Raw genomic sequence first — 20950 nt, 5'->3', positions numbered from 1 at the left:
GCGCGTGCTGGCGGGAAAGTTATGAACCTTGACTATCCAACAGTTCCGTATGCCATCAAACCTGATTGACTACGAAGACGATAATCGACAAGAGAATCCGGGTTCCGACCGACAAGGTGCGTTCAAGCGTGGATGGGGTGCTGCAGTGAAAGGTGAAGACGAATCCTCACGGTACAACGCTGATCCAGAGCTTACGAATCTTACGTGGGATAATCTCGGGTGTCGTCTCGGACGGCTGCTCGGCCCCACCTCAGATGAGCTGAAGCAGGAACTCTTCGAGTGGTGTGTTGCCCAACAGGAAGAGTCCAAGGAGTGGTGGTTGACTCCCGGCCGAATGATTCAAAACCAATGATACCGGTACTGAAACGATTCGTGCCAACAGCCTCCCGAGAGAACGCTACGACGGCCAGACCATAGGAGATCAGAGGCCAGATGTCTTCTCTACGGCGTCAGCCAATCGGTCCAGGAACCCGAGGTCGTACTGCTCTTCGACGTGGTTGATGTTCCACAGGCCTGAGTCGCTGATCTCACTACGGGGGCTGTCATGCCCCAGCCAACCATCGCTCCGGGGATCGAAAGAGTCCTTCTGGTAGTTGCTGACCAGCGCGATCGCGTTACGCTCGATGTAGGCCCGATCACTCTGCGAGCTTGGCTCGTCGTCGACGTCGACCCACAGGAAGGGGAGGTCGCGAATATACTCGCTCACGCGACGTTCATGTTCTAACTCCGAAAGTCGACGATCTCGGTCGGCGCTGGAGCCGTCGCCCCAGTGCGGATACTCGTCGTGAATACCGTTGCGTTCGATCATCGCCTCTCCGACTCGCTTGCGGAAGACCGAGCCACGGTGATTCCCTCCGCCTTCGTAGGTTCCGCTGTTCGCTCCGCGGTGTGTCCGAAGTCGATTCCACAACGATGTACCCGAACCCGAGGACACTGCATGTGTGCCGATCCGGGTGAGTCGAAGCTGGTCAGCTAAATTTCGCGTCTCATCTTTGGCGAAGAAGAAATACACGCCGCGCTCCGGCCAGTCCATGTAGCCCGTACAGTCCTTGAGTCGCTGCTTACCACCGACCTTCGCTTCGAGCTGGTCGAGAAGATCGTATAGTCTGTCAAGATCTGAATGACGTGACATGTCACCCAGTTCGAAGCTGGGGCACAAAATCGTCCGGGTTCTCAGAGGTGTTCGTTGTACCACGCGAGCGTTTCACCGAACTGGAGGCCATCGGTCGGGGTTTCGACACCAACAGGCATATCGTCCAACAATGGGATGAGTTCGCTGTAGTAGTCGCGTCCTGCGTGAAACACGAGTTGGTTGTCGGCATTAAGTACGCCTTCGGCTTCGAGCTGGTCATACACTGTTTCAGCCCACTCACTTTTCCGGGCAACCGGTGCACCCGTCAGCGTTTCATCGTAGGGCTCGATAGGCGGGCCTGACGGATCGAGCAAGTGGTGTTTTGCGGAGAGGATGTACCAGCGGTCGTGATTGGCTTCGACGTACTCACGCGCCTTCTGGAAGAACGTCGACGGCATATAGAGGTCGGCGGGCCTCACGGCCTGCTCACGTTTGCTTTTCGTACAACTCACCAAGCCTATTTCGGTCATTAGGGCCGTTTCTTCACTCGTTGGCCTTAATCGCTTTGTTCAGTAATACAAATATCTGAAAACACCGCCAAAGTCTCAGGATCACAAAGATGAACGCGAAAATGGCGGTAAACGCGAATACTGATTGGATTTCCCAGCTGAATAGGGTGTGGATTTCAAACACCGTGATAGCGAACGTAAAGATCCAGATAGCCCCAATGCTGGCAATAGATAGAGTAAAGATTGTGACTACATCATCAAATTTGCCAACCCGCTTTAGTTCCTTGATAGCCCGGTTATCATCTCTGAAACCAAATGTATAGACGATCGCCAATACGGGGAATAGTAGTCCAAGGATAGTTGTAATCGTTCTATTGATCGCATCTATATTTTCTAATGGAACTAATGGAATACCGGCGTAAAACAACAGTGAGAGCCCAGCTATAGACAGAACAAAAGAATATACTATATCTCTCTTTAGGTCACCGACTGGGCCTGACCCCATAAAATCTCTTTCCGAGATAACACGGGGAGTAAACTTATGAAACTTTGTCATGGGTGGTTAGATACGCTCACACAGTTCCTCTCCCAGGTCAGGATCGAAGATCCCGTAACCGGATGTATCGATCTCCTCCTTCTTGACGATGTCGGCGAGGTTGTCCTCGATCTCTTCGTCATCCGACTCTACGCCCTCAATACGGAAAGTGTGCATGATTCGGGGGAAGTCGATTTGGGAGATAGACTGTTCGGCGCTATCTTCATTAACTCCCAATATGGAACTAAAGTGGTTCACGAACTCGTCAACCCGAGTTGCATCAGCATTTTTGTCTTGATGGAGACTTGCCTCAATCTTCAATCGATAGCTATCGTCAATCAACGTTCGAATCGTGTCGTCGGGATCGAGTTCAGGATATGTTTGTGGATTCTTCTTGAAACTGATCTCGACTTTCTTAAGAGTGCTATCCAATAGCCGTTCTACTTTGTCGTCGTCGAAATCACGGAGGTCCGTTTCGTGCTCAATATCAAACTCGTCGTCAAATTCGATATGCTCTTCCAGATAATCCCTTACAATGCCAATACCTGGTGTTTGAAATCCAACCTTGATCAACAGATCAATTTTTGTACCATCAACACGTATGGCGAAATCAACATAATCATAATCTATGTCTCCCGCTTCTCCCCTATCCTCGGTCGCTTCCGACAACGGCCCAAGGCGGCCATCTGGTGAAAGTCTGACAAAGTCATCCTCATCTTTGGTTCTGATAATAACCCCATAGTAGAGATTAGTGTCGACTTCACGGTACTGAGCATGATAGTTCCTGTCACCACTTTTAGGTATGCGATATAGATCGGTAGAGAAAGCACCGTTATCAATCACTTCAATGGGGTTCAGTCTTCGACCATCGTCACCTGCGATCCAAATGTTGTAGTGGTAAAACTTTGTGAGGCTCATAGTCCGGTACTCCTCAGTCGATTATTGTAAAGTTTCCCGTCATGATGTGTCTACGTCAGTAGCAGAGCAGCGGTTCAGTGGTCTGTCTGCCCCCATGGGGGATCTTCGGGTAGAGCTTCAACAACCAACAGACACAGATGATACGACCGGTCGATGCCAACAGCGGCGACGGCCTCACCTCCGATCGCTCCAAGAAGCGTCCCTCACGGTTTTAGTCCCCAACCATCTCTTCGCGAATCTGACGTTCAGCGTGAGCTGGACACGCTTCACGACAAGCCAACGAGTTGCTGCACTGAGACAGAAGTAGGCTAATAAGAGGATCACGCGGAGTTGGATAGAACACAGTGCAGGTCATGCTGACGGAGTGTGTAACATGTGAAAAGTGGACTCATCAGACCCATATTTCGGTATTACTATGGATTTGGGTTGAGTATCCCATGTTGTAACCGCAAGCAGGAGCGGACGGTACTATGGAAGCACTCCAACTCTGGCCGGAATCGGTTGCCGGTAAAACGCGCCAACTCACAGCTCCAGGGAGGAGTATCGGTTATAAAGAACCTGCGCCGTCTGGCAAATGTGCCTCAGGCGCTCGCGTCATGGACTCGCCGGGATTTGAACCCGGGGCCTCTCCCATGCCAAGGGAGTGATCTACCTCTGATCTACGAGCCCTCGTCGGCATTCACTGCTTTTCCGGGAGCATAAATAAACCCCTCGAAACGCTCGAGCCAGTGAGAAAGACGTCACACTCCAGCAGCAATCCACATGGCAACGTTTTAGTCCGCGCCGGTGAAAGCGTCGGTGGGAAGCGCACGGCCGCAAATCTGACTCGTCGCCCGGCTTCGGGCGGCTTGGGATTGCGGAAGTGCACCGACAGTCGGAAGTCGACTGTCGCACGTCTCGAGCGGTCAGTGCGATTCCTATCCTCGACCAATGGCACGAATGCACACCCGCCGCCGCGGCTCGTCCGGTTCGGACAAGCCGGCGGCAGACGAACCACCGGAGTGGAGCGACGTCGACCCAGAGCAGATCGAACAGCGGGTCGTCGAACTGGCGGAACAGGGCCACGATCCCAGCCAGATAGGGATCAAGCTGCGTGACGAAGGTGTCACCGGCACGCCCGTTCCGGACGTCAAACTTGCGACCGGAAAGAAGATCTCCGAGATCCTCGAGGAGAACGACGCAGCGTCCGAGATTCCCGAGGATCTTCGGAATCTGATGGAGCGTGCGGTGCGTCTGCGCGAGCACGTCCAGGCGAACCCGCAGGACTACCAGAACAAGCGATCGTTGCAGAACACCGAATCGAAGGTTCGACGACTCGTCAACTACTACCAAGGCGACGAACTCGAACCCGACTTCACGTACTCCTACGACGTGGCGAAGGAGATCCTCGACGAAGACTGACGAATCCGCATGTCCACCGACGGCCGATCCACGGACGCGATTGACGCCCCCGCCGAACTCGAGAGCGCGGGCTTCGTCCGGCTCGTCGCGAGAGCGGACGGCGACGCGCTCGCGGCCGGCGGCCTCGTCGCGAGGGCGCTCACCGCCCGCGGAACGCCGTTTCAGGTGACCGTTGGCCGGACCGTCGCAGAACGGACGCGACGCGTTCGGGCGGCGGCCGAGACGGCTGGCGCTCGCGACCTCACGCTCGCGATCGGTCCGACGGACGCGGACGTCGGCCGGATCGACGCCGGCGGCGACCGGCCCGCGACGCTCGCCGCCGTCGACCTCGTTCGCGACCTCGAGGAGACGCCCGATCCGGTGCTCGCACTCGCCGGGCTGGTCGCCGCTGGCGTCGAGCCCGGTGCGGGCGAAAGCGAGTGGCTCCTGGAGACGGCTCGCGAGCGCGGGCTGGTCGAGCGGCGACCGGGCGTCGCGGTTCCGACCGGGGATCCGGCCGACGGAATCGCCCACTCGACGCGGCTTTCGGCCCCGTGGTCGGGCGATCCGGACGCTGCACGAGAGGCGATTGCGACGCTCGGAGTCGCGATCGAGTCGACGGACGAACTCGACGAGGACGACCGGCGTGCGATCGGCTCGCTGGTCGCCCTCGACGCCGTGGGCGACGAAGACGCGGCGACGGTGGCGTCCCGGTCGATCGGCGACGCACTGTCGCCGTACGCGACCCCCGAGGCACCCTTCGAAACGCTCGGCGGCTACGCCGACGTACTCGAGGCGGCCGCCCGGACGGAGCCGGGAACGGGCGCGGCGTTGTCGATGGGCCACGACGCTCGCGAGCCGACGCTCGCCGCCTGGCGGGCGTACGGTCGCGCCGCCCACGAGGCGCTCGCCGGAGCGTCGACGGGCCGGTACGACGGGCTGTTCGTCGTCGACGTGGACGGCGGGCCGGTCGAGGCGGTCGCGCGGATCGCCGTCTCGTACCGGTCGCCCGAACCGACCGTTCTCGCGGTCGGCGAAGCCGAGAGCGCGATCGCGATCCGAGAGGACCGGTCGCTCGGCCCGGTCGTCGAACGGATCGCTCGGGAACTCGAGGGCGGCCACGACGGCTCCGACGATCGCGGGGACGACGACGGGCCGACGGGCGTCGAGTACGACGTCGGTCGCCGCCGCGGCTACCTGCGGTACGGCTCGAGCGTCGACGAGTCCGCAGTCGTCGCCGCGGTACGCGGGGTGGATCGACCGTGAGTCGACGCGCGACGATCCGGACGATCCACGACGATCCGGAACTGGTTGCACGGGCGTTGGGCCCGGACAATACCGACGAGATGGAGACCGTCGTCGAGTCGGCTGAAGAGCGAGCGTCGGACGACGACGAACGCGGCGGCGAGGTCGTCACGCGCATCGAGCGCGACTCGACGACCGGCCTGCACTCGACGGTCGACGACTACGTGGTCAACCTGGCGGTCGCGGTGGACGTCGCACACGCCGGCCGAGCGGAACAGAGCGATCAACTGACGGACACGGGAGCTGTGTCCGACCCAAAACAGAACACGACACAACTACACGATGAGTGAACGATCAGTTTCACGCACGAAACAGGAAAAGCGGTGGTACACCATTCTGGCACCCGAGCAGTTCGATCGCCAGGAACTTGGAGAGACCCCCGCTGACGAACCGGAGAAAGTATACGACCGAACGATCGAGACGACGCTCGGCGAGCTGACGAACAACGCCAGCGAGAACAACACCAAGCTCACGTTCAAGGTGACCGACGTCGGCAGCGACGCCGCCTACACCGAGTTCAAAGAGCACTCGCTGACGCGTGACTACCTGCGATCGCTGGTCCGTCGCGGCGCGTCGAAGATCGAAGCGTACGTCACGGTCCTCACGACCGACGACTACCGCGTGCAGGTTCAGCCTGTCGCGTTCACGACCAAGAAGGCCGACGCGAGCCAGGAGAAGGCCATCCGCGAGACGATGGTCGAGATGGTCGAGGACGCCGCGGCCGAACGCACGTTCGAGGAACTCATCTCGAGCATCGTCGAGGGACGGCTCTCGTCGGCGATCTACGGCGAGTCGAAGACGATCTACCCGCTTCGCCGCGTCGAGATTCAGAAAGCGACGCTCGAAGCTCATCCCGACGAAGTCGCCGAGGAGGAAGCGACCTCCGTCGACGTCGACGAAGGGGACGTCGCGACCGACGACTAATCCGTTTCGACGATATTCGTTCGTTTTTCGCGGTTTATCAGCGGCACAGGAGAATACCCCGAAGCTTGACCTCGGGATGAATCCGATAGGCAACCCGAATACAAACCAATAAATAGACACATTCCCTAACCAACAGACAGCGATGGAACACAGCCACCGTTACCGCGCTTACCCAAGCGACGAGGTAGCGATGGCTGCTGAACATCACATCGACGTTCATCGCCAACTCTACAACCACGTCAAATGGGACTACACCAACAGCCCCGATGATGGCAAGCCGAGCGAGTACACGCAAAACAAGAAGCTCACCCAGTGGAAACGACAGTGGCCTGTATTCGCAGAGCTTCACTCGAAAGCCGCCCAAGCCACTGTCGCACGCTTCCACGACAACCTCTCGAACCTTCGCAAGAAAAAAGAGAAGGGATACAACGTCGGATGGCTCAAGCGGCAAGCCCCCAGTGAGTACCGAAGCGTCACGTACAATCAGTCTGGCTTCGACCTCGATAACAAGAGGGGCCGCGACGGGTATGCGTACGTGCGTTTCAGCAAAATCGGCTGGGTCAAAATTCGCTACCACCGACCACTCCCCGAACACGCTACTATCAAAGAAGTCACGCTGAAAAAGGAAGTGACTGGTGAGTGGTTCGTCTCGTTCAGCCTCAACACCGATGAGGAACACGTCCCAGAGAAACCCTCGATAGATACGCTCGACGCAAGCAACAGTGTGGGAATCGACCTTGGAATCCTGAACTACATCCACACCAGCGACGGTAATACCGTGGATTGGCTCGACCTCGGAGACGAATACGAGCGATTACACCGCGAGCAACGCAAACTCTCGCGGAAAGAACACGGCAGTCAGAACTACGAGAAACAGCGTCGGAAAGTCGCCAAGGTGAAGCGGAAGATTCGGCGGAAGGTGCTGGATTACCAGCACAAGCTGACGACGTGGCTCGTGCGAGAGTACGACGCTGTGTTCGTTGAAGACCTCAACGTTGCTGGAATGCTTCAGGGCGACGGGAACGCTCGGAACAAGCAGGATGCCGCGTGGCGGCAGTTCATCACGCTACTCGAATACAAGGGTGATTTGTACGGCACGCACGTTGTGAAAGTACCTACTTGTGGAACGACGAAAGAGTGTGCGTGTTGTGGTGTGGAGACGGCGAAGCCTATCTGGGTTCGTGAACACTTGTGTCCAGCGTGTGGGTTTGAAACGGATAGGGACGCGAACGCGGCGATGAACGTGTTGCAACGGGGCTTTTCTGAATTAGGGCTGGGATGGCCCGAATCTACGCCCGTGGAGACTGTGACCGCTGTGGATGCCGCTACTTTCCAGCGAGTGTCTGCAAGTCACGTCGTAGAAACGGGAAGCCCCGAGGCTTGACCTCGGGGTGATTCACCCGAGGTCGACGGGATCGACCTTCAGATACTCCCGGGCGACGACGGTCGCGTACGATCCCTTCGGCAGTGAAAACGAGAGTTCGAGGGGGTCGGTCCCGAGTTCGAGGTCAGTGCGAACGAGGATCGCCCGACGCGTGCCGCTCGAGTGGAACTCTCCGGGCAACTCGAAGTCGTCGGGCTCGACTCCGAGGTTTTCGAGCACCTCGCGTTCGATCTCGCCCTGTTCGCCGTCGGCGAGGTCGGTTTCGGTGCCCACCAGCGGGGCGGTGACGAACGCTCGGCCGCGCTCGCAGTGGCGAGTGACCGAGCGGACGCGTCGGTCGTCGACGCGCTGGAGCCTGTCCGTATCGGGAAGCTCGAGCCCGTCGGGAGCGTCCCTGTCGACAAAGCAGACGACGTCGCCTGCGACCGGTCGGTCGAACGGCAATCCGCGCTCGAGTCGCTCGCTGAGCACGAGGTTGAACGCGTACGACTGGGCGGCGTGGACGAACAGCCGCTGGAGATTCGAGGGGAGGCGCTCGAGGGCGGCCCGGAACCGTTCGTCGTCGGGTTCGCCGCCCGCGTCGGCCAGTTCGTGGAGCATCGATCGCTCGTACCGGAGTCGGTTTGGAAACCGCTCGAGAGCCTCCGTCCAGTCGCGGGTCTCCTCGACGAACGCCCTGGCCCGCTGAGTTCCCTCCGGCTCGGCGGCGGTTGGGTTCCCGAGGTAGGCCATGACCGCCCCCTCCCAGTCGCCGCGAACGATCTCGAGGCCGACCGCGTGGGTGACCGGCCGACGGCTTCCGAATCGCTGCTGGCCGAAGAAGTTGGAAACTCCGACCGCGGACCCGTCGTCGAAGCCGCCGAACGCCGCGAGTTGGGCCGTGATCTCGGGGGCCCGGTCGGGTCGGTTGGGATCGCTGACCACGATCTCGAAGGCGTTGCCCGCGAGATCGCCGAACTCGAGTCCCCGTCCCGCGCGGCCGAGGACCTCGATCGTTGCGCCGTCGACGTCCGGCAGGTTCGCCGGCTCCGCGCCGTAGATCGAAAACAGCTGCGTCGTCACGGCGTACTTGTCCTTCGTGCCGGCCCAGTCGACCCGCTCCCGGGACATCCCGAGCGCGTCGGAGAGCCGTGCGGCGAAGTCGTTCGTGTCCCAGCCCCGCAACGTCGCGCGAACGACGAGGTGCGGGTAGGCGTCCGTCGGCGCGTCGACCGGCTCCGTGGAGAACCGCTCGAGTTCGCGAACCCGGAAGTGGTCGTCGTTCGCGCGCAGGCGACCGCCGACGCCGTCGACGTCGCTGACGTAGTACTCCATGCCGACGGCTTGCTCCGTGGGATGTGCCGGACGCATACTGGGTGACGGCGATTCGCTCGCCGGGCATAAATCGGTTCGTTCTCGGCGACGGGATTCGGCGACACGGTTATTATCGCTGGTGACCTCTCGATGACAGGAGATCAGGTGTCCCTTGGTTTCTCGCACGCTCTCATGAACTCGAATCCCTCTCGGATGGACCCGACCGAAGCGACCGAGCAATTCGAACGGGAACTCGTGGAACTGATCACGACTTCCTTCGCACGCGGTGCGGTAATCGAAGACACCTGGGACGTGCCAACGCCGGTCGCGGACGCACCCGACTGGTCGGTGACGGTCGAAAAGCGGTACTCGAGCGACGGCTCCGGGTACGATCCGCGATTTCTCGAGGAGTGAGACGCGTACCAGTCAGTCGAGTCGACTGTTTGTTTCTCAAGTAGATCGATACAACAAAAGCTATGGCTCTTCCCGGTAATCGGTACTCGTACTCCGCTGAAGTCGGCACGCGAGGCGAGTCGGCACCGGGAGCCGCGTAGGTGAAGTACGGAGTCAGTATGAAACCCGAGACACGGAATCCGAACGACGGTGGAGACGGCACGCCGGCGATCACGCCGACGGAACTCTTTCGCGCGTTCTCGTCGGATCGACGCCAGCGCGCGCTCGACTATCTCGCGGCGAAACCGGCGGCGATCCCGCTCGGTGACGTCGCGGAGTTCGTCGCCCTCGAGGAGGGAGAGCCGTCGTACGACCGGTACGAGCGAATTCTCGTCGACCTGTATCACAACCATCTCCCGCAGCTGACCGACGTCGGACTCGTCGCCTACGACGCGGAGACGGAACTCGTCTCGCTCGCCATCGATCGAGCCGTCGTCGCGCCGTATCTACGCCTGGCCGACTCGAGTGAATCGGTCGCCGGACCGGATCGGTAACGGGGGAGAATCACCGGAACGTCCGTCCGGAGGACACGGCGACGATAGTCCGCGCCGAATCGCTTCAAATTCGGTTACTATCACCACCCGACGAGCGCGTCGTCCGCCGATCGGCGAGCGCGTCGTCCGGTCCGCACGCGCAGTCGGCCGCTCAAAACAGCGATAGGTCTCCGGTGACCCGGTCGACGCGATCGTCCGCGGCGGGGCCAACCGCCAGGGCGGTAACGGTGCCGGGCTCGAGTTGCGTGTGACCCGCGTCTCGGACGAGCGCGGTGGGAATTCCGTCGCGCTCTGCAATCTCGGAGAGCTCGTGGAGCTGGCGTTCGCTCTCGCCTTTCAGGACGACCTTCTTCTGTCCCCCTCGTTTCCACTGGTCGCGAAGCTGCGTGTCGGCCTTCTCGTACGCCGACAGCGACGCGTGTGCGACCTGAGCCGCGAGTTTTCCCTGGCCCATCCCGACGTCGGTACGAGCGACGATGGCCTGTTTCATGGCGGGACCGACGCGACGGCGGCGTATAATCCCGATGATCCGCCGCGGCTACCGTGACGGGATCTCGAGGATCGAGAACGTTTCGATACCGTCGAGCAGGGCTCGGAACGTTTCGGTACCTTTTACGAACGCTGGTGCGACTGCCCGCGTAATGATCCTCTCCGACGCGGACATTCTGGACCGCCTCGAGGACGGCGATCTCGTCGTCGATCCCCTCGACGATCCGGAGCTACAGATTCAGCCGGCGAGCGTCGACCTCCGACTGGGACGGGAGTTCCTCGAGTTCCAGCGGACGAACATCCCCTGCATTCACCCGAACTCCGAACGGGAGGTCGACGAGTACGTCACGGAGACGGTCGTCGACGACGGCGACGACTTCATCCTCCATCCCGGCGACTTCGTGCTGGGAACGACCCACGAGCGCGTCGAGATTCCGGCTGACCTGATCGCACACGTGGAGGGGCGGTCGTCGCTGGGACGGCTCGCCGTGGTGGTCCACGCTACCGCGGGACTGTGCGATCCGGGCTATCGCGGCCAGATCACCCTCGAGTTGTCGAATCTCGGCACCGCACCGGTCGCGTTGACGCCCGGAATGCGAATCTCCCAGCTCACGTTCACCGAACTCAAAACGGAAGCCGAGCGACCCTACGGCAGCGGCCGCGGCTCGAAGTACCAGGACCAGGACGGCCCGCAGGCCTCCCGCATCCAGAGCGACGACGAGTTCGGCGGCGATCAGCTCGAGCGAGGCGACTGATCGACGAACCGCGGAGACGAATCGCACTCGACCGTCCGACTCGCACGTCGTGTCGCTCACCGTCGTGGTGCTCGCTTCGTCGTCCCACTCTCTCGCGCCGTCCGTCTCGTCGTCCCGTCCGCACCGTCGCGCCTTCGACTGACGGGTGGACGGCGATCGACGGGGACGGCGATCATCGCTCGGGATGAACCGGGGCGTCGAAACCACCACGAACTAACGGTTTGGCGACGTGGCGACGCGCACACGGCGGCACTTCGTACCACCCCGACTCGAGGTCGCGGTCGACGTCGATCGTTTCCTTTCCCGCCGCAGACGTCCCGCAGTCTCGACACCGGTAGCCCTGTCCGCGCCCGGCGCTTTCCATCGTCCGGTCGCAGTCGGGACAGGTCGGCGTCACGCGCTCGATCGTCTCGAGGTCTCGGACGGCGAACTTCTCGAGTTTGAGCGTTCCCCGGGAGACCTCGCCGCAGGCGGTGATCCGATCGCCGGGGCGGAGCGCACGAACCCGGTCGCGAAACCGTTTGGTCGGCTCGAACGCCGCACACTCCAGGCGACTGTCCTCGGCGCCGTGGGTCGGCTCCGCCTCGAAATCGACGAAGACGTGGCCGCCGCGGCGGGTCTCTGGCTCGCTCGCGACCCGGCCGTCGAGTCGATACGCGCGCCCGTCCTCGACGGAGTCGATCGAGCCGTCTCGCAGGTGGACGTCCGTCCCCTGGTTGGTCACGAACAGCCGGCTCGAGGCGACCGCCTCGCCGTCGATTCGACGCGCGACCGCCCGCACGGTGTCGGGGTCGTCGCCGCGAATTCCGTGGAGGATCGGACCCGGCGTGTGCGGGACGCAGACGGTCTCGCCTTCCCCGCGGTCGACCGTATCCCACGCCTCAGGGTAGCCCGCGTCGGCGGCCGCGAAGACGCTCTCGGGATCGACGTCGCGGGGCGTCCCCCACCGATCGACCGCGCGGTAGGAGATGCACTCGTAGGTCCACTCCGACAGCGCCCGCCAGCTACCGATCGCCGCGAGCGCCCCGACGCGTCCGCGGCCGTCGCCGGCGTGCCAGGATCGGTAGCCGTGGCGCTCGATCGTCGCGACGGCTTCGTCGATCTCGAGGTGGTCGCGGATCGCCCGTCGCGCGAACTCCCCGACGTCCTCGGGAATTTCGTCCGCCGCCTCGTCCGCGTCGGTCCGCTCTAGCGGATGGTCGGCGACGACGAGGCCGGGATTCGTTCGTTCGTCGACGGTCTCGGCCAGCGACTCGAGGCGGTCGCGGGCGAGCTCGAACGCCAGATCGGGATCGCACTCCGTGTGGATCGCGAGCGCGGCGTTCCCGCGGGTCTTGTACTCGACCGCAGGGTTCAGGCGGACGAGCAGGACGCGGGCGACGGAGCGGTCTCCGTCGCCGTTCGTCGCTCGCGATTCGCGCTCGAGGCGCGTTGCGATCCGCGCGGCGACGTACGTCGTGCACATCCCGTGCTCGCGGGAGTCGGTATCGTCGAGTCCGACGACGGTCATCGTCGACCGTTGTGGACGAGACGAGTAACCCCTTTCGGGACGTGCGGTCGTCGCGATCGAGCGGACGACGGAAGAGAACTTCTATTTAAGTATACCTCCACGGACGACTCGAATTCGGAGACAGCTTCCGGACATTCCGGGGCAACGCTCTTATATGAGGAGTTGCTTACATACTTCTATGTCCCGCTCCGCACTGGTCGGAAACGTAACCGCGATGCTCGAGGATGCGGGATTCGTGGTCAGCGACCGGTGTGCGATCCGTCCGAAGAGTTTCGACGTCGCTGCTCGTCGCGGCGATGACCTCATTCTCGTGAAGATTCTCGGGAACATCGACGCATTCAACGAGGCGACCGGCCACGAGATGCGCCGTCTCGGCACCTATCTCGAGGCGACGCCGCTCGTACTCGGTCTGCGAAGTCGTGACGAGGATCTGAAACCCGACGTCGTCTACTTCCGCCACGGCGTTCCCGTCCTCAGTCCGGATACCGCGTACAACCTGTTCGTCGAGGACGTCCCGCCGCTGATCTACGCGGCACCCGGCGGACTGTACGTCAACATCGACGGCGACCTGCTCGCCGACGAGCGCGAGGACCGCGACTGGAGTCTCGGTCAGCTGGCGAACGAACTCGGCGTCTCGCGACGCACCGTCTCGAAGTACGAAGACGGGATGAACGCCTCCGTCGAGGTCGCGATGGCGCTTCAGGAGCTGTTCGACGCGCCGTTGACGAGTCCCGTCGACGTCCTCGAGGGTGCAGACGACGTCCACGAGACCGAGTCGACGCCGGACGATCCGGAGGCCGATCCGGACGACAAACAGGTCGTCACCGTACTCACGCGTGCCGGCTACCGGGTCCACCCGACGATTCGGTCGCCGTTCAAGGCCGTCAGTCGCGACGAGGAGGACGTCGACGAGGACGTCGTCCTCACGGGCCACTCCGAGTTCACCAAGACCGCCGAGAAACGCGCCCGGATCATGAGTTCGATCAGCCGCGTCACCCGGACCCAGTCCGTCTACGTCGTCGACCGCGCGAAACGCGACTCGGTCGACGGTACCGCGCTCGTCGAACGCGAGGAACTCGAGACGTTTCGTGACGCCGACGACCTTCGGGACGTCATCCGCGAGCGCGCAGAGCAGGAAGAAGCGGCGTAGGCGGCTCGAAGCGGCGTTAGAATCATTTTCTCGGGTCTGTCACGAACGGACCGGCCGGTCTCGAGCGACGAGCGGGCGAATTGGTATCGACGGTCGAACGAATACTCGGCCTGATCGATCGACGGATCGCGGATACCGAACGAAGCGTCTACGCGTACGTCTCCTCGAGGTAGTCGACGATGTCGGCGCTTTCGTACATGCCGACGACGTCGTTTGTCTCGTCCGTGATCACGGGGACGCCGGTCTGACCGCTGACCTCCTCGACTTCGGTGCGTTCGTCGTGCGAGCGCGGTACCTCGATGACGTCGTACTCGAGGTCGAGTTCGTCGAGTTTCGAACGCACCTTCGCGCAGTAGGGACAGCCCGGGAGTTCGTACATCGTAATGTCTGACATGTGCCGTAGTAGTCGATTGCTCCCTATGAACGCACCGGTCGGCTGTGGGTATGTTTCACTCACCCATGAGGCGAGACGGCGGAACGAAGGTGACGCTACTCGCGATCAGAAGACGACCATTCCGGCCTCGACCGCGAAGTAGACGACGAAGTAGGCGACGAACGCGATTGCAAGCGCCCACTGTCCGAGCGAGACGTCGCGGTGGTTGCCCATGGCGGATTTGACGAGCGGATAGCTGATGATTCCCGCCGCCAGTCCGTTCGCGATCGAGGTCGTCAACGGCATGATCGTGATCGTCAGGCCGGCGGTGATCGCCCAGGCAGGGTCGGTCCAGTCGATGTCCGCAACGCCCTGGAGCATGATGATCCCGACGACGACGAGAGCCAGATACGTCGCGTACTGGGGAATCGCGGCTATCAGCGGAACGACGAGCAACGCGAGCAGGAACAGTCCACCAACCACCAGTGCCGTGAATCCGGTCCGTCCGCCTTCCTCGATACCGGTCGACGACTCGATGTACGTCGTCACGGTCGAGGTTCCGATCATCGCTCCGAACGTGGTGCCGACTGCGTCGGCCATCAGCGGCTTTTCGACCTCGGGTAGGTCACCCTGTTCGTCGAGGAAGCCGGCGATCTGCGAGACGCCGATCAGCGTTCCCGCGGTGTCGAAGAAGTCGACGAAGAAGAACGTGAACACGACGAGCAGGAAGACGAGCGGATCGTCGGTAATCATTCCGAGTCCCTCGACGAAGCCCCAGAACAGCGGCGTGAAGTCGTACTGGACGGATGCGAGCATCGAGAGCAGGCCGTCGGACGTCACCTCCTCGTAGGAACCCTCGGGCGTGAGAACGTCGGGTGCCACGACGCCGACGAGCGTAAGCACCCACCCCGAAAGCGCGGTCAACACGATTCCGATGATGATCGACCCCCGCACGCCACGTGCGTACAGAAGCAGCGTCAGGAGCAATCCGGCCAGCGAGAGTGCGGCGACGGGACTTTCGAGAACGTTCCCGAGGGTGACCAGCGTGCTCTCGTAAGCGACGACGACCTGCATCTCCTGCAAGCCGAGAAATAGCAAGAACACACCGATACCGGCACCGACGGCGAACTTCACCGGTTCAGGGAACAGCTCGATGATGTACTTCCGTGCACCCACGGCGGTCAGGGCGATGAAGATGATTCCCTCCACGAAGACGGCGGCGAGCGCGAGCTGCCACGGCACGCCGAGGATGACGACCACGGTGAAGGTGAAAAAGGCGTTCAACCCCATTCCCGGAGCCAGACCGAACGGACGGTTCGCGTACAGCGCCATCACGAGAATAGCCACGATCGAAGCGAGAATCGTCACGACCGCGAGCATCTGGACGATTTGACCTGCGTCGTAGGTCGTCCCGTTGATCATCGCTTCGCTCTGGAACTCGCCGGCGTCGTGATCCCAGAGAATCGCGCTGCTTAGAATCGCCGGGTTGACCACGATGATGTACGCCATCGCGAGGAACGTCGTCACCCCCGCCAGCGCTTCCGTTCGGTAATCAGTATCGTACTCGTCGAAACCGAAGTACTCCGCGAGCGTTTCTGAAGCCCCCATGTTGGACGTTCGAGCATAGATACAGATATGATTTAAAAGTTATTGTCTCCGCGCCCACCAGAGTATACAGGTACGTGTATAAGTGGTGTCGGTGCGATAAACCGGACGGTGTCCGCCGCCCCGGTCGACCGGCGTGGACGGTCGGGTGAACGTCCGTCGGTCGCTCGAGACGAACGTATTTCACGTCGGAGTGCGTACCCATTCCCCATGAAGTTTGTTATCGTGGGGTACGGTCGTGTCGGATCGCGAACGGCACGCATTCTGGACGAGGAGGGCCACGAAGCCGTCGTCGTCGACACCGACTCCGATCGCGTCGACCGCGCCGGAGCCGCGGGTTTCGAGACCGTCCAGGGTGACGGCGCGGACGAGGACGTTCTCGTCGACGCCGGCATCGCGGCTGCTGACGCGATCGGCGCGTTCACCCCGGATCTCAACGTCAACTTCGCTGCCTGCATGGTCGGCAAACACCACGGCTGTCGGACCGTCCTCCGGATCGACGAGGACTATCGCGAGGACATTTACGCGAAGTACGCCGAAGACGTCGACGAGATCATCTACCCGGAGCGACTCGGCGCGGCGGGAGCCAAAACCGCTATGCTCGGCGGGGACTTCAACGTCGTCACCGACCTGGCGGCCAACCTGCAGCTGACGGTACTGGAGATCCGTGACGGCTCTCCGGCCGTCGGAAAGCGGGTAAGCGAGCTCGAGCTTCCCGACTCGACGCGAATCTACGCCCACGGACGCCCCCGCGAATCGCTGACGATTCCGATCCCCGGCACCACGCTCGAGGCGGGCGACGAGGTCGCCATCATCACCGAAACCGATCGCATCGACGAGGTGCGCTCGAGTCTGCTGCCTGCGAGCGGTTGAACGACGGACGGGCCATTCGCGTCGAAACGGATTGGACGACCGTCGCTCCTCGAACTCCTGGCCAGCCGCCGGGCTCGTCAAATCCGTAACCGCCACTGGAAAAGTCGATCGCCCGAATGCGAGTCGGGCACAACGGTGTCGTCTCTCGATCACCAGCGGAACGAACGCCGTCGGCCGGGACGCCGCGGGGTCGCCGAATCGGTTCGGCGCCGTCGGCGCCCGTCGACAGCGATTGCCGACGTCGGCAATCGGCGCGCGACGGGGGATGGGGGTGTTACACGATGCGCGCCGGTTAGTACAATACACCTGATTGCCATAAAACCGCGTCAGACGATCGAATGACGTCAGTCAGACGCCGTCATCGATCGTCGTTCGGTCGAAACACGAGTACGTTCTGGTGGACCATCGACGGGACGAACGAGAACGGGTAGCCGTAGACGTGGAGGTCCTTCGTGGGATCGTACCAGATCAGGTTCGCCGCGAGCGTCACCGGTGCCGTCGACTCGATCGCCCGCGCGAGATCGGCCGAGAGGAACTCGTAGGACTGCTCACGGTACATATCCCCGATGAAGACGACCAGGTGTCCGTCGGGTGCGACCGCGTCGGCGAACCGGTCGAACTTCGTCGCCATGTCCGCGAGCCACTCGTCTTTCGTCCGACGCCCGGCTCCGTCGTCGAACGCGCCGAGTTTGCTCTCGCGGGTCTCCCGCTCGTTTCGCGTTTGCTCGAGTTCGTCCATGTGCCAGTAGGGAACGTCGGTGAGCAGGAGGTCGACCGAGTCGTCGGGGACGTCCGTGATCAGCTCTGCGCAGTCGCCGTGGCGCATCTCCTGGGCTGCAAGGGGCGGCTCGCCGCGGCTCGTCCGCTCGTCGTTTTCGCGCTCGAGGACGGTCTCGTAGAGTTCGACCCAGCGGTCGTTTCGTTCGAACCCGATCGCCTCGCGGAGCCCGGTTCCCTCGTGTTCGCAAAAACTCGCCCCGAGGAGGGTGCCGCCGACGCCCGCGAAGGGGTCGAGAACGGTGTCACCCGCTTTGCTGAACCGACCGATCAGCTCGGCACAGAGCCGCGGTGGTTTCTGACCGCCGTGTTCGCTGCGCAGGTCGTGCTGGACGTCCGGCGGATAGCCCCGATCGATCACCGACTTCGTCGCGTACTTCCACTCCCTGCCGGTGAGGTCGTTGACGCGGTTTCGTTCGTCGTAGATGCCGCGACCCTCGAGGTAGCGCTGGTGATCTGCGAGTTCGTCGGTGTCGATCACGTCGCCGTCTTCGATCGGTAGCGATTCGTCGCGTGCGCGCTCGACGTCGAACTCGCCGTCGTCGTCGGTAAACAGCCGGCTCTGCCGGTGACGCTCCCCGTCGTCTGCCATCTCTGTCCGTCGTAAGGGGCCGTGATCGCATAAATGCCGGTCTCTCGCGATTTCGCGTCCGTCGGCTCGACGTGACGCGTCAGTCGGGTCGTCGCGCTCCACACCGGCGGAACTCGGGTCGTCGGTCGGCGTCGATCGCCGGTGGCGCAACCCACGGATCGGTGTCGGACCGATCACGGCCGCACGTCGGGTGGTGACACCACCGTTAGCGGGCCCCTTTGTACGCTCGAGCACAAGGGTGCGTATGAACATGCTCGTCGACGGCGAGTGGCGAACGGACGCGTACGAATCGACCGACGGCGACGGCTCGTTCGAGCGCCAGGAGACGACGTTTCGCGACTGGGTCCGCGACGATCCGGACGCCGACGCACGACCCGAGGCGGGCCGGTACCACCTCTACGTCTCGTACGCCTGCCCGTGGGCCCACCGCACGCTCGTAACGCGCGCGCTGAACGGCCTCGAAGACGCGATCGGCGTCTCGGTGGTCGATCCGTACCGCGACGAGGACGGGTGGCAGTTCACGCCCGAGAAGGCGGGCTGTACGCGCGATCGGGTCCACGGCGTGGACTATCTGCGAGAGCTGTACGTCAGAGCCGATCCCGACGTCACTGGGCGCGTGACAGTGCCGGTGCTGTGGGACGAACGCGAGGACACGATCGTCAACAACGAGTCGAGAGAGATCATGCGAATGCTCGACACCGAGTTCGACCCGGTCGCGACTCGCGACGTCGACCTCTCCCCCGAGGGGTACCGAGACGAGGTCGACCGGATCATCGACGAAATCTACGAACCGATCAACAACGGCGTCTACCGCGCCGGGTTCGCGACCGAACAGGGGCCCTACGACGACGCGATCGACGACCTCTTCGACGCGCTCGATCACTGGGACGACGTCCTCGCGGACCAGCGGTACCTCGCGGGCGATCGACTCACGGAGGCCGACGTCGCCATGTTCACCACGCTCGTCCGGTTCGACGAGGTCTACCACACGCACTTCATGTGTAACGTCCAGTACGTCCGCGAGTACGACAACCTCTGGCCGTACCTGCGGGATCTCTACCAGACGCCGGGCGTCGCGGAGACGGTGAACATGGCACACATCAAAGAACACTACTACACGACTCACCCCGACGTCAATCCCCACCGGATCGTCGCTCGCGGGCCCGACCTCGCGCTCGACGCGCCCCACGACCGCGACGAACTTCCCGGCGGTCCGCCGGAGGATCTGGCCCCTGCGAGTGCGGACGATTAGACGCAGCCGTCTCGAGGACGTCGCCTCCGCTCGAGCGCCGGTCCGTCAAGAAGCGTTCGACGGCTGCTTTCCGGACTCGGTCCGCCAGGATTCAAAGCGCGACTCGTGCTCTTGCTCCGGGACGAAAATCTTCCAGAGAATCCACGCGAGGACGAGTATCGGCAACATCGGCAACAAGACGATCACGAGAATAATCGCCATCACGTAGCCGAACGCCGACATCTGAACGTTCGGTGCGTACCCCGTCGACTGAGACACCTTCGGCGACATGTTCGCTGGTACGAACGTGTCGATATTCGGTCTTTCGATCGCCCCACCCGTTCGCCGGTGCCGAGCGCCGCCTCGACGATCGACTCGTTCGGATTTCGCCGTCGGACGCGCCCCGTGGAGACCGCCGTCCGTCGGCTCCGTGCGAGCGCGAACGCCCGGCGGTCCCACCCACATCGGGACGGCGGCCCGTATCAGTCTTCGAGAACCTCGTTCGAGTCGTCCCGCGGTCGGTAGCCGAGTTCGAGCATCGTTTCGGTCAGCGAGAGAAACCGGTCGGCGTTGTTCGAGATTCCGTGGGCGGTAAGCGGCGTCCGCTCGAGGCTGTGGGTCGCCGCGGCGCGAATCACCCGCCGGCAGTCGGCCGGGCTGAGCCACATCGCACGGGCGAACCGCTCGCCAGCCCCGTCGCGGTCGGCACACTCCTGGCGCAGTTCGTCTCTGGTGAGCAACCAGCCGATCCGGAGGTTAACGACGTCCAGCCCGTGTCGCTTGGCGTAGTACGACCCCATCGCTTCGCCGAAGACCTTGGTGACGCCGTAGTAGGTGTCCGGATCCGGCGGGTCGTCGGGACGGACGACCTCCGGCGTTCCGATCGTCGACTCCGGTCGAATCGACGAGACCGCGTTCCCCATGTTGACCGCGTGGTTCGAACTCGCGAACACGACCCGTTCGAGATCGTTGGCGACCGCGGCCTCGTAGACGTTGTAGACTCCCTCGACGTTCGGGTCCGACAGGGCGTCCCACTCGGCCCGCGGATCGGGGTTCGCCGCGAGATGGACCACCGCGTCGTACCCCTCGAGCGCGTCGTGGACGGACTCCCGATCGGAGACCTCGATCGGCGTCGTCTCGAGGTCCGCCGACTCGCTGTGTGAAAAGAGCGCGAGGTCGCGTTCGCCGTCCGACAGCGCTTCGATCGCCTGCCTGCCGACGCGTCCCGACGCTCCGGTGATCGCGATGTCGGTCATACGGGCGTCGACACCGACCGCGCGGAAATAGGTCCGGCCGGCGCGTTCCGGTAGTCGACGCAGTTCTCGGCG

General features: G+C 62.4%; 23 protein-coding genes and 1 tRNA gene. 12 read left to right on the top strand and 12 right to left on the bottom strand.

Features of this window, described 5'->3' with window-relative positions:
• Positions 1-49: 49 nt before the first annotated feature.
• Positions 50-352 carry a hypothetical protein gene (locus tag EA472_RS18175; RefSeq protein WP_124192926.1) on the top strand — a complete coding sequence of 101 codons (303 nt, stop codon included), beginning with the start codon at positions 50-52 and terminating at the stop codon, positions 350-352.
• A 69-nt stretch (positions 353-421) separates the two neighbouring features.
• On the opposite strand, the gene EA472_RS18170 is transcribed toward EA472_RS18175, so the two are convergent.
• The 4 genes from EA472_RS18170 to EA472_RS18155 form a co-directional block, all read right to left on the bottom strand.
• Complete coding sequence (locus EA472_RS18170; protein WP_124192925.1) at positions 422-1132, bottom strand: hypothetical protein; 711 nt, start codon at positions 1130-1132, stop codon at positions 422-424.
• Between the two features lie 41 nt (positions 1133-1173).
• On the bottom strand, positions 1174-1602 hold the full coding sequence (locus EA472_RS18165; protein WP_124192924.1) for a DUF6884 domain-containing protein: 429 nt from the start codon (positions 1600-1602) through the stop codon (positions 1174-1176).
• A gap of 541 nt (positions 1603-2143) precedes the next feature.
• A complete protein-coding gene (locus tag EA472_RS18160) occupies positions 2144-3034 on the bottom strand; it encodes a hypothetical protein (protein WP_124192923.1) in 891 nt (296 codons plus the stop codon).
• Between the two features lie 597 nt (positions 3035-3631).
• Positions 3632-3703, bottom strand: a tRNA-Ala gene (locus tag EA472_RS18155).
• 261 nt (positions 3704-3964) lie between these two features.
• Here EA472_RS18155 and EA472_RS18150 point away from each other — a divergent pair.
• From EA472_RS18150 to EA472_RS18130, 5 genes are all read left to right on the top strand, one after another.
• Positions 3965-4435 carry a 30S ribosomal protein S15 gene (locus tag EA472_RS18150; protein WP_124192922.1) on the top strand — a complete coding sequence of 157 codons (471 nt, stop codon included), beginning with the start codon at positions 3965-3967 and terminating at the stop codon, positions 4433-4435.
• A 9-nt stretch (positions 4436-4444) separates the two neighbouring features.
• A complete protein-coding gene (locus tag EA472_RS18145) occupies positions 4445-5680 on the top strand; it encodes an exonuclease (protein WP_124192921.1) in 1236 nt (411 codons plus the stop codon).
• Positions 5677-6009 carry a KEOPS complex subunit Pcc1 gene (locus EA472_RS18140; protein WP_124192920.1) on the top strand — a complete coding sequence of 111 codons (333 nt, stop codon included), beginning with the start codon at positions 5677-5679 and terminating at the stop codon, positions 6007-6009. Before EA472_RS18145 ends, EA472_RS18140 begins: the two co-directional genes overlap by 4 nt.
• Entirely contained in the window at positions 6002-6643 is a 642-nt protein-coding gene (locus tag EA472_RS18135) for a 30S ribosomal protein S3ae (RefSeq protein WP_124192919.1), read from the top strand. The genes EA472_RS18140 and EA472_RS18135 overlap by 8 nt, the downstream gene beginning before the upstream one ends.
• Before the next feature lie 142 nt (positions 6644-6785).
• Positions 6786-8027, top strand: coding sequence for an RNA-guided endonuclease InsQ/TnpB family protein (locus EA472_RS18130; RefSeq protein ID WP_124192918.1), 1242 nt, complete (start codon positions 6786-6788; stop codon positions 8025-8027).
• A gap of 12 nt (positions 8028-8039) precedes the next feature.
• Here the strand turns inward: EA472_RS18130 and truD are convergent, their stop codons facing one another.
• Positions 8040-9377: a tRNA pseudouridine(13) synthase TruD gene (gene truD, locus EA472_RS18125; protein WP_124192917.1), complete on the bottom strand. Its 1338-nt coding sequence runs from the start codon at positions 9375-9377 to the stop codon at positions 8040-8042.
• Between the two features lie 93 nt (positions 9378-9470).
• Here truD and EA472_RS18120 point away from each other — a divergent pair, with 93 nt between their 5' ends.
• Together EA472_RS18120 and EA472_RS18115 are read left to right on the top strand one after the other, a co-directional pair.
• Complete coding sequence (locus tag EA472_RS18120; RefSeq protein WP_243637896.1) at positions 9471-9734, top strand: hypothetical protein; 264 nt, start codon at positions 9471-9473, stop codon at positions 9732-9734.
• Between the two features lie 158 nt (positions 9735-9892).
• Positions 9893-10267: a DUF7344 domain-containing protein gene (locus EA472_RS18115; RefSeq protein WP_207891182.1), complete on the top strand. Its 375-nt coding sequence runs from the start codon at positions 9893-9895 to the stop codon at positions 10265-10267.
• A gap of 151 nt (positions 10268-10418) precedes the next feature.
• Here the strand turns inward: EA472_RS18115 and pth2 are convergent, their stop codons facing one another.
• A complete protein-coding gene (gene pth2 / locus EA472_RS18110) occupies positions 10419-10757 on the bottom strand; it encodes a peptidyl-tRNA hydrolase Pth2 (RefSeq protein ID WP_124192915.1) in 339 nt (112 codons plus the stop codon).
• Between the two features lie 151 nt (positions 10758-10908).
• Here pth2 and dcd point away from each other — a divergent pair, with 151 nt between their 5' ends.
• Positions 10909-11511 (top strand): dCTP deaminase, encoded by a 603-nt coding sequence (gene dcd / locus EA472_RS18105; RefSeq protein WP_124192914.1) that lies wholly within the window; start codon positions 10909-10911, stop codon positions 11509-11511.
• 172 nt (positions 11512-11683) lie between these two features.
• On the opposite strand, the gene EA472_RS18100 is transcribed toward dcd, so the two are convergent.
• On the bottom strand, positions 11684-13021 hold the full coding sequence (locus tag EA472_RS18100) for a tRNA(Ile)(2)-agmatinylcytidine synthase (RefSeq protein WP_124192913.1): 1338 nt from the start codon (positions 13019-13021) through the stop codon (positions 11684-11686).
• A gap of 178 nt (positions 13022-13199) precedes the next feature.
• On the opposite strand from EA472_RS18100, the gene EA472_RS18095 reads away from it, so the two are divergent.
• Positions 13200-14171: a transcriptional regulator gene (locus tag EA472_RS18095; protein ID WP_124192912.1), complete on the top strand. Its 972-nt coding sequence runs from the start codon at positions 13200-13202 to the stop codon at positions 14169-14171.
• 148 nt (positions 14172-14319) lie between these two features.
• On the opposite strand, the gene EA472_RS18090 is transcribed toward EA472_RS18095, so the two are convergent.
• Together EA472_RS18090 and EA472_RS18085 are read right to left on the bottom strand one after the other, a co-directional pair.
• A complete protein-coding gene (locus EA472_RS18090) occupies positions 14320-14565 on the bottom strand; it encodes a glutaredoxin family protein (protein ID WP_124192911.1) in 246 nt (81 codons plus the stop codon).
• 105 nt (positions 14566-14670) lie between these two features.
• Complete coding sequence (locus tag EA472_RS18085) at positions 14671-16152, bottom strand: NCS2 family permease (RefSeq protein WP_124192910.1); 1482 nt, start codon at positions 16150-16152, stop codon at positions 14671-14673.
• Between the two features lie 207 nt (positions 16153-16359).
• Between EA472_RS18085 and EA472_RS18080 the strand changes: the two genes are divergently transcribed.
• Positions 16360-17022, top strand: a complete 663-nt coding sequence (locus tag EA472_RS18080) for a potassium channel family protein (RefSeq protein ID WP_124192909.1) — start codon at positions 16360-16362, stop codon at positions 17020-17022.
• 358 nt (positions 17023-17380) lie between these two features.
• Here the strand turns inward: EA472_RS18080 and EA472_RS18075 are convergent, their stop codons facing one another.
• Positions 17381-18391, bottom strand: coding sequence for a DNA methyltransferase (locus tag EA472_RS18075; protein WP_124192908.1), 1011 nt, complete (start codon positions 18389-18391; stop codon positions 17381-17383).
• 244 nt (positions 18392-18635) lie between these two features.
• Here EA472_RS18075 and EA472_RS18070 point away from each other — a divergent pair, with 244 nt between their 5' ends.
• Entirely contained in the window at positions 18636-19643 is a 1008-nt protein-coding gene (locus EA472_RS18070) for a glutathione S-transferase family protein (RefSeq protein ID WP_124192907.1), read from the top strand.
• Between the two features lie 45 nt (positions 19644-19688).
• Here EA472_RS18070 and EA472_RS18065 read toward each other — a convergent pair whose 3' ends face one another.
• A complete protein-coding gene (locus EA472_RS18065) occupies positions 19689-19913 on the bottom strand; it encodes a DUF7535 family protein (protein WP_124192906.1) in 225 nt (74 codons plus the stop codon).
• 191 nt (positions 19914-20104) lie between these two features.
• Positions 20105-20878: an NAD-dependent epimerase/dehydratase family protein gene (locus EA472_RS18060; RefSeq protein ID WP_124192905.1), complete on the bottom strand. Its 774-nt coding sequence runs from the start codon at positions 20876-20878 to the stop codon at positions 20105-20107.
• Between the last annotated feature and the right edge of the window lie 72 nt (positions 20879-20950).

The sequence above is a fragment of the Natrarchaeobius oligotrophus genome, assembly GCF_003841465.1.
In the GTDB taxonomy this organism is placed as follows: domain Archaea; phylum Halobacteriota; class Halobacteria; order Halobacteriales; family Natrialbaceae; genus Natrarchaeobius; species Natrarchaeobius oligotrophus.
This window is presented reverse-complemented; position numbering and strand designations above follow the sequence as displayed.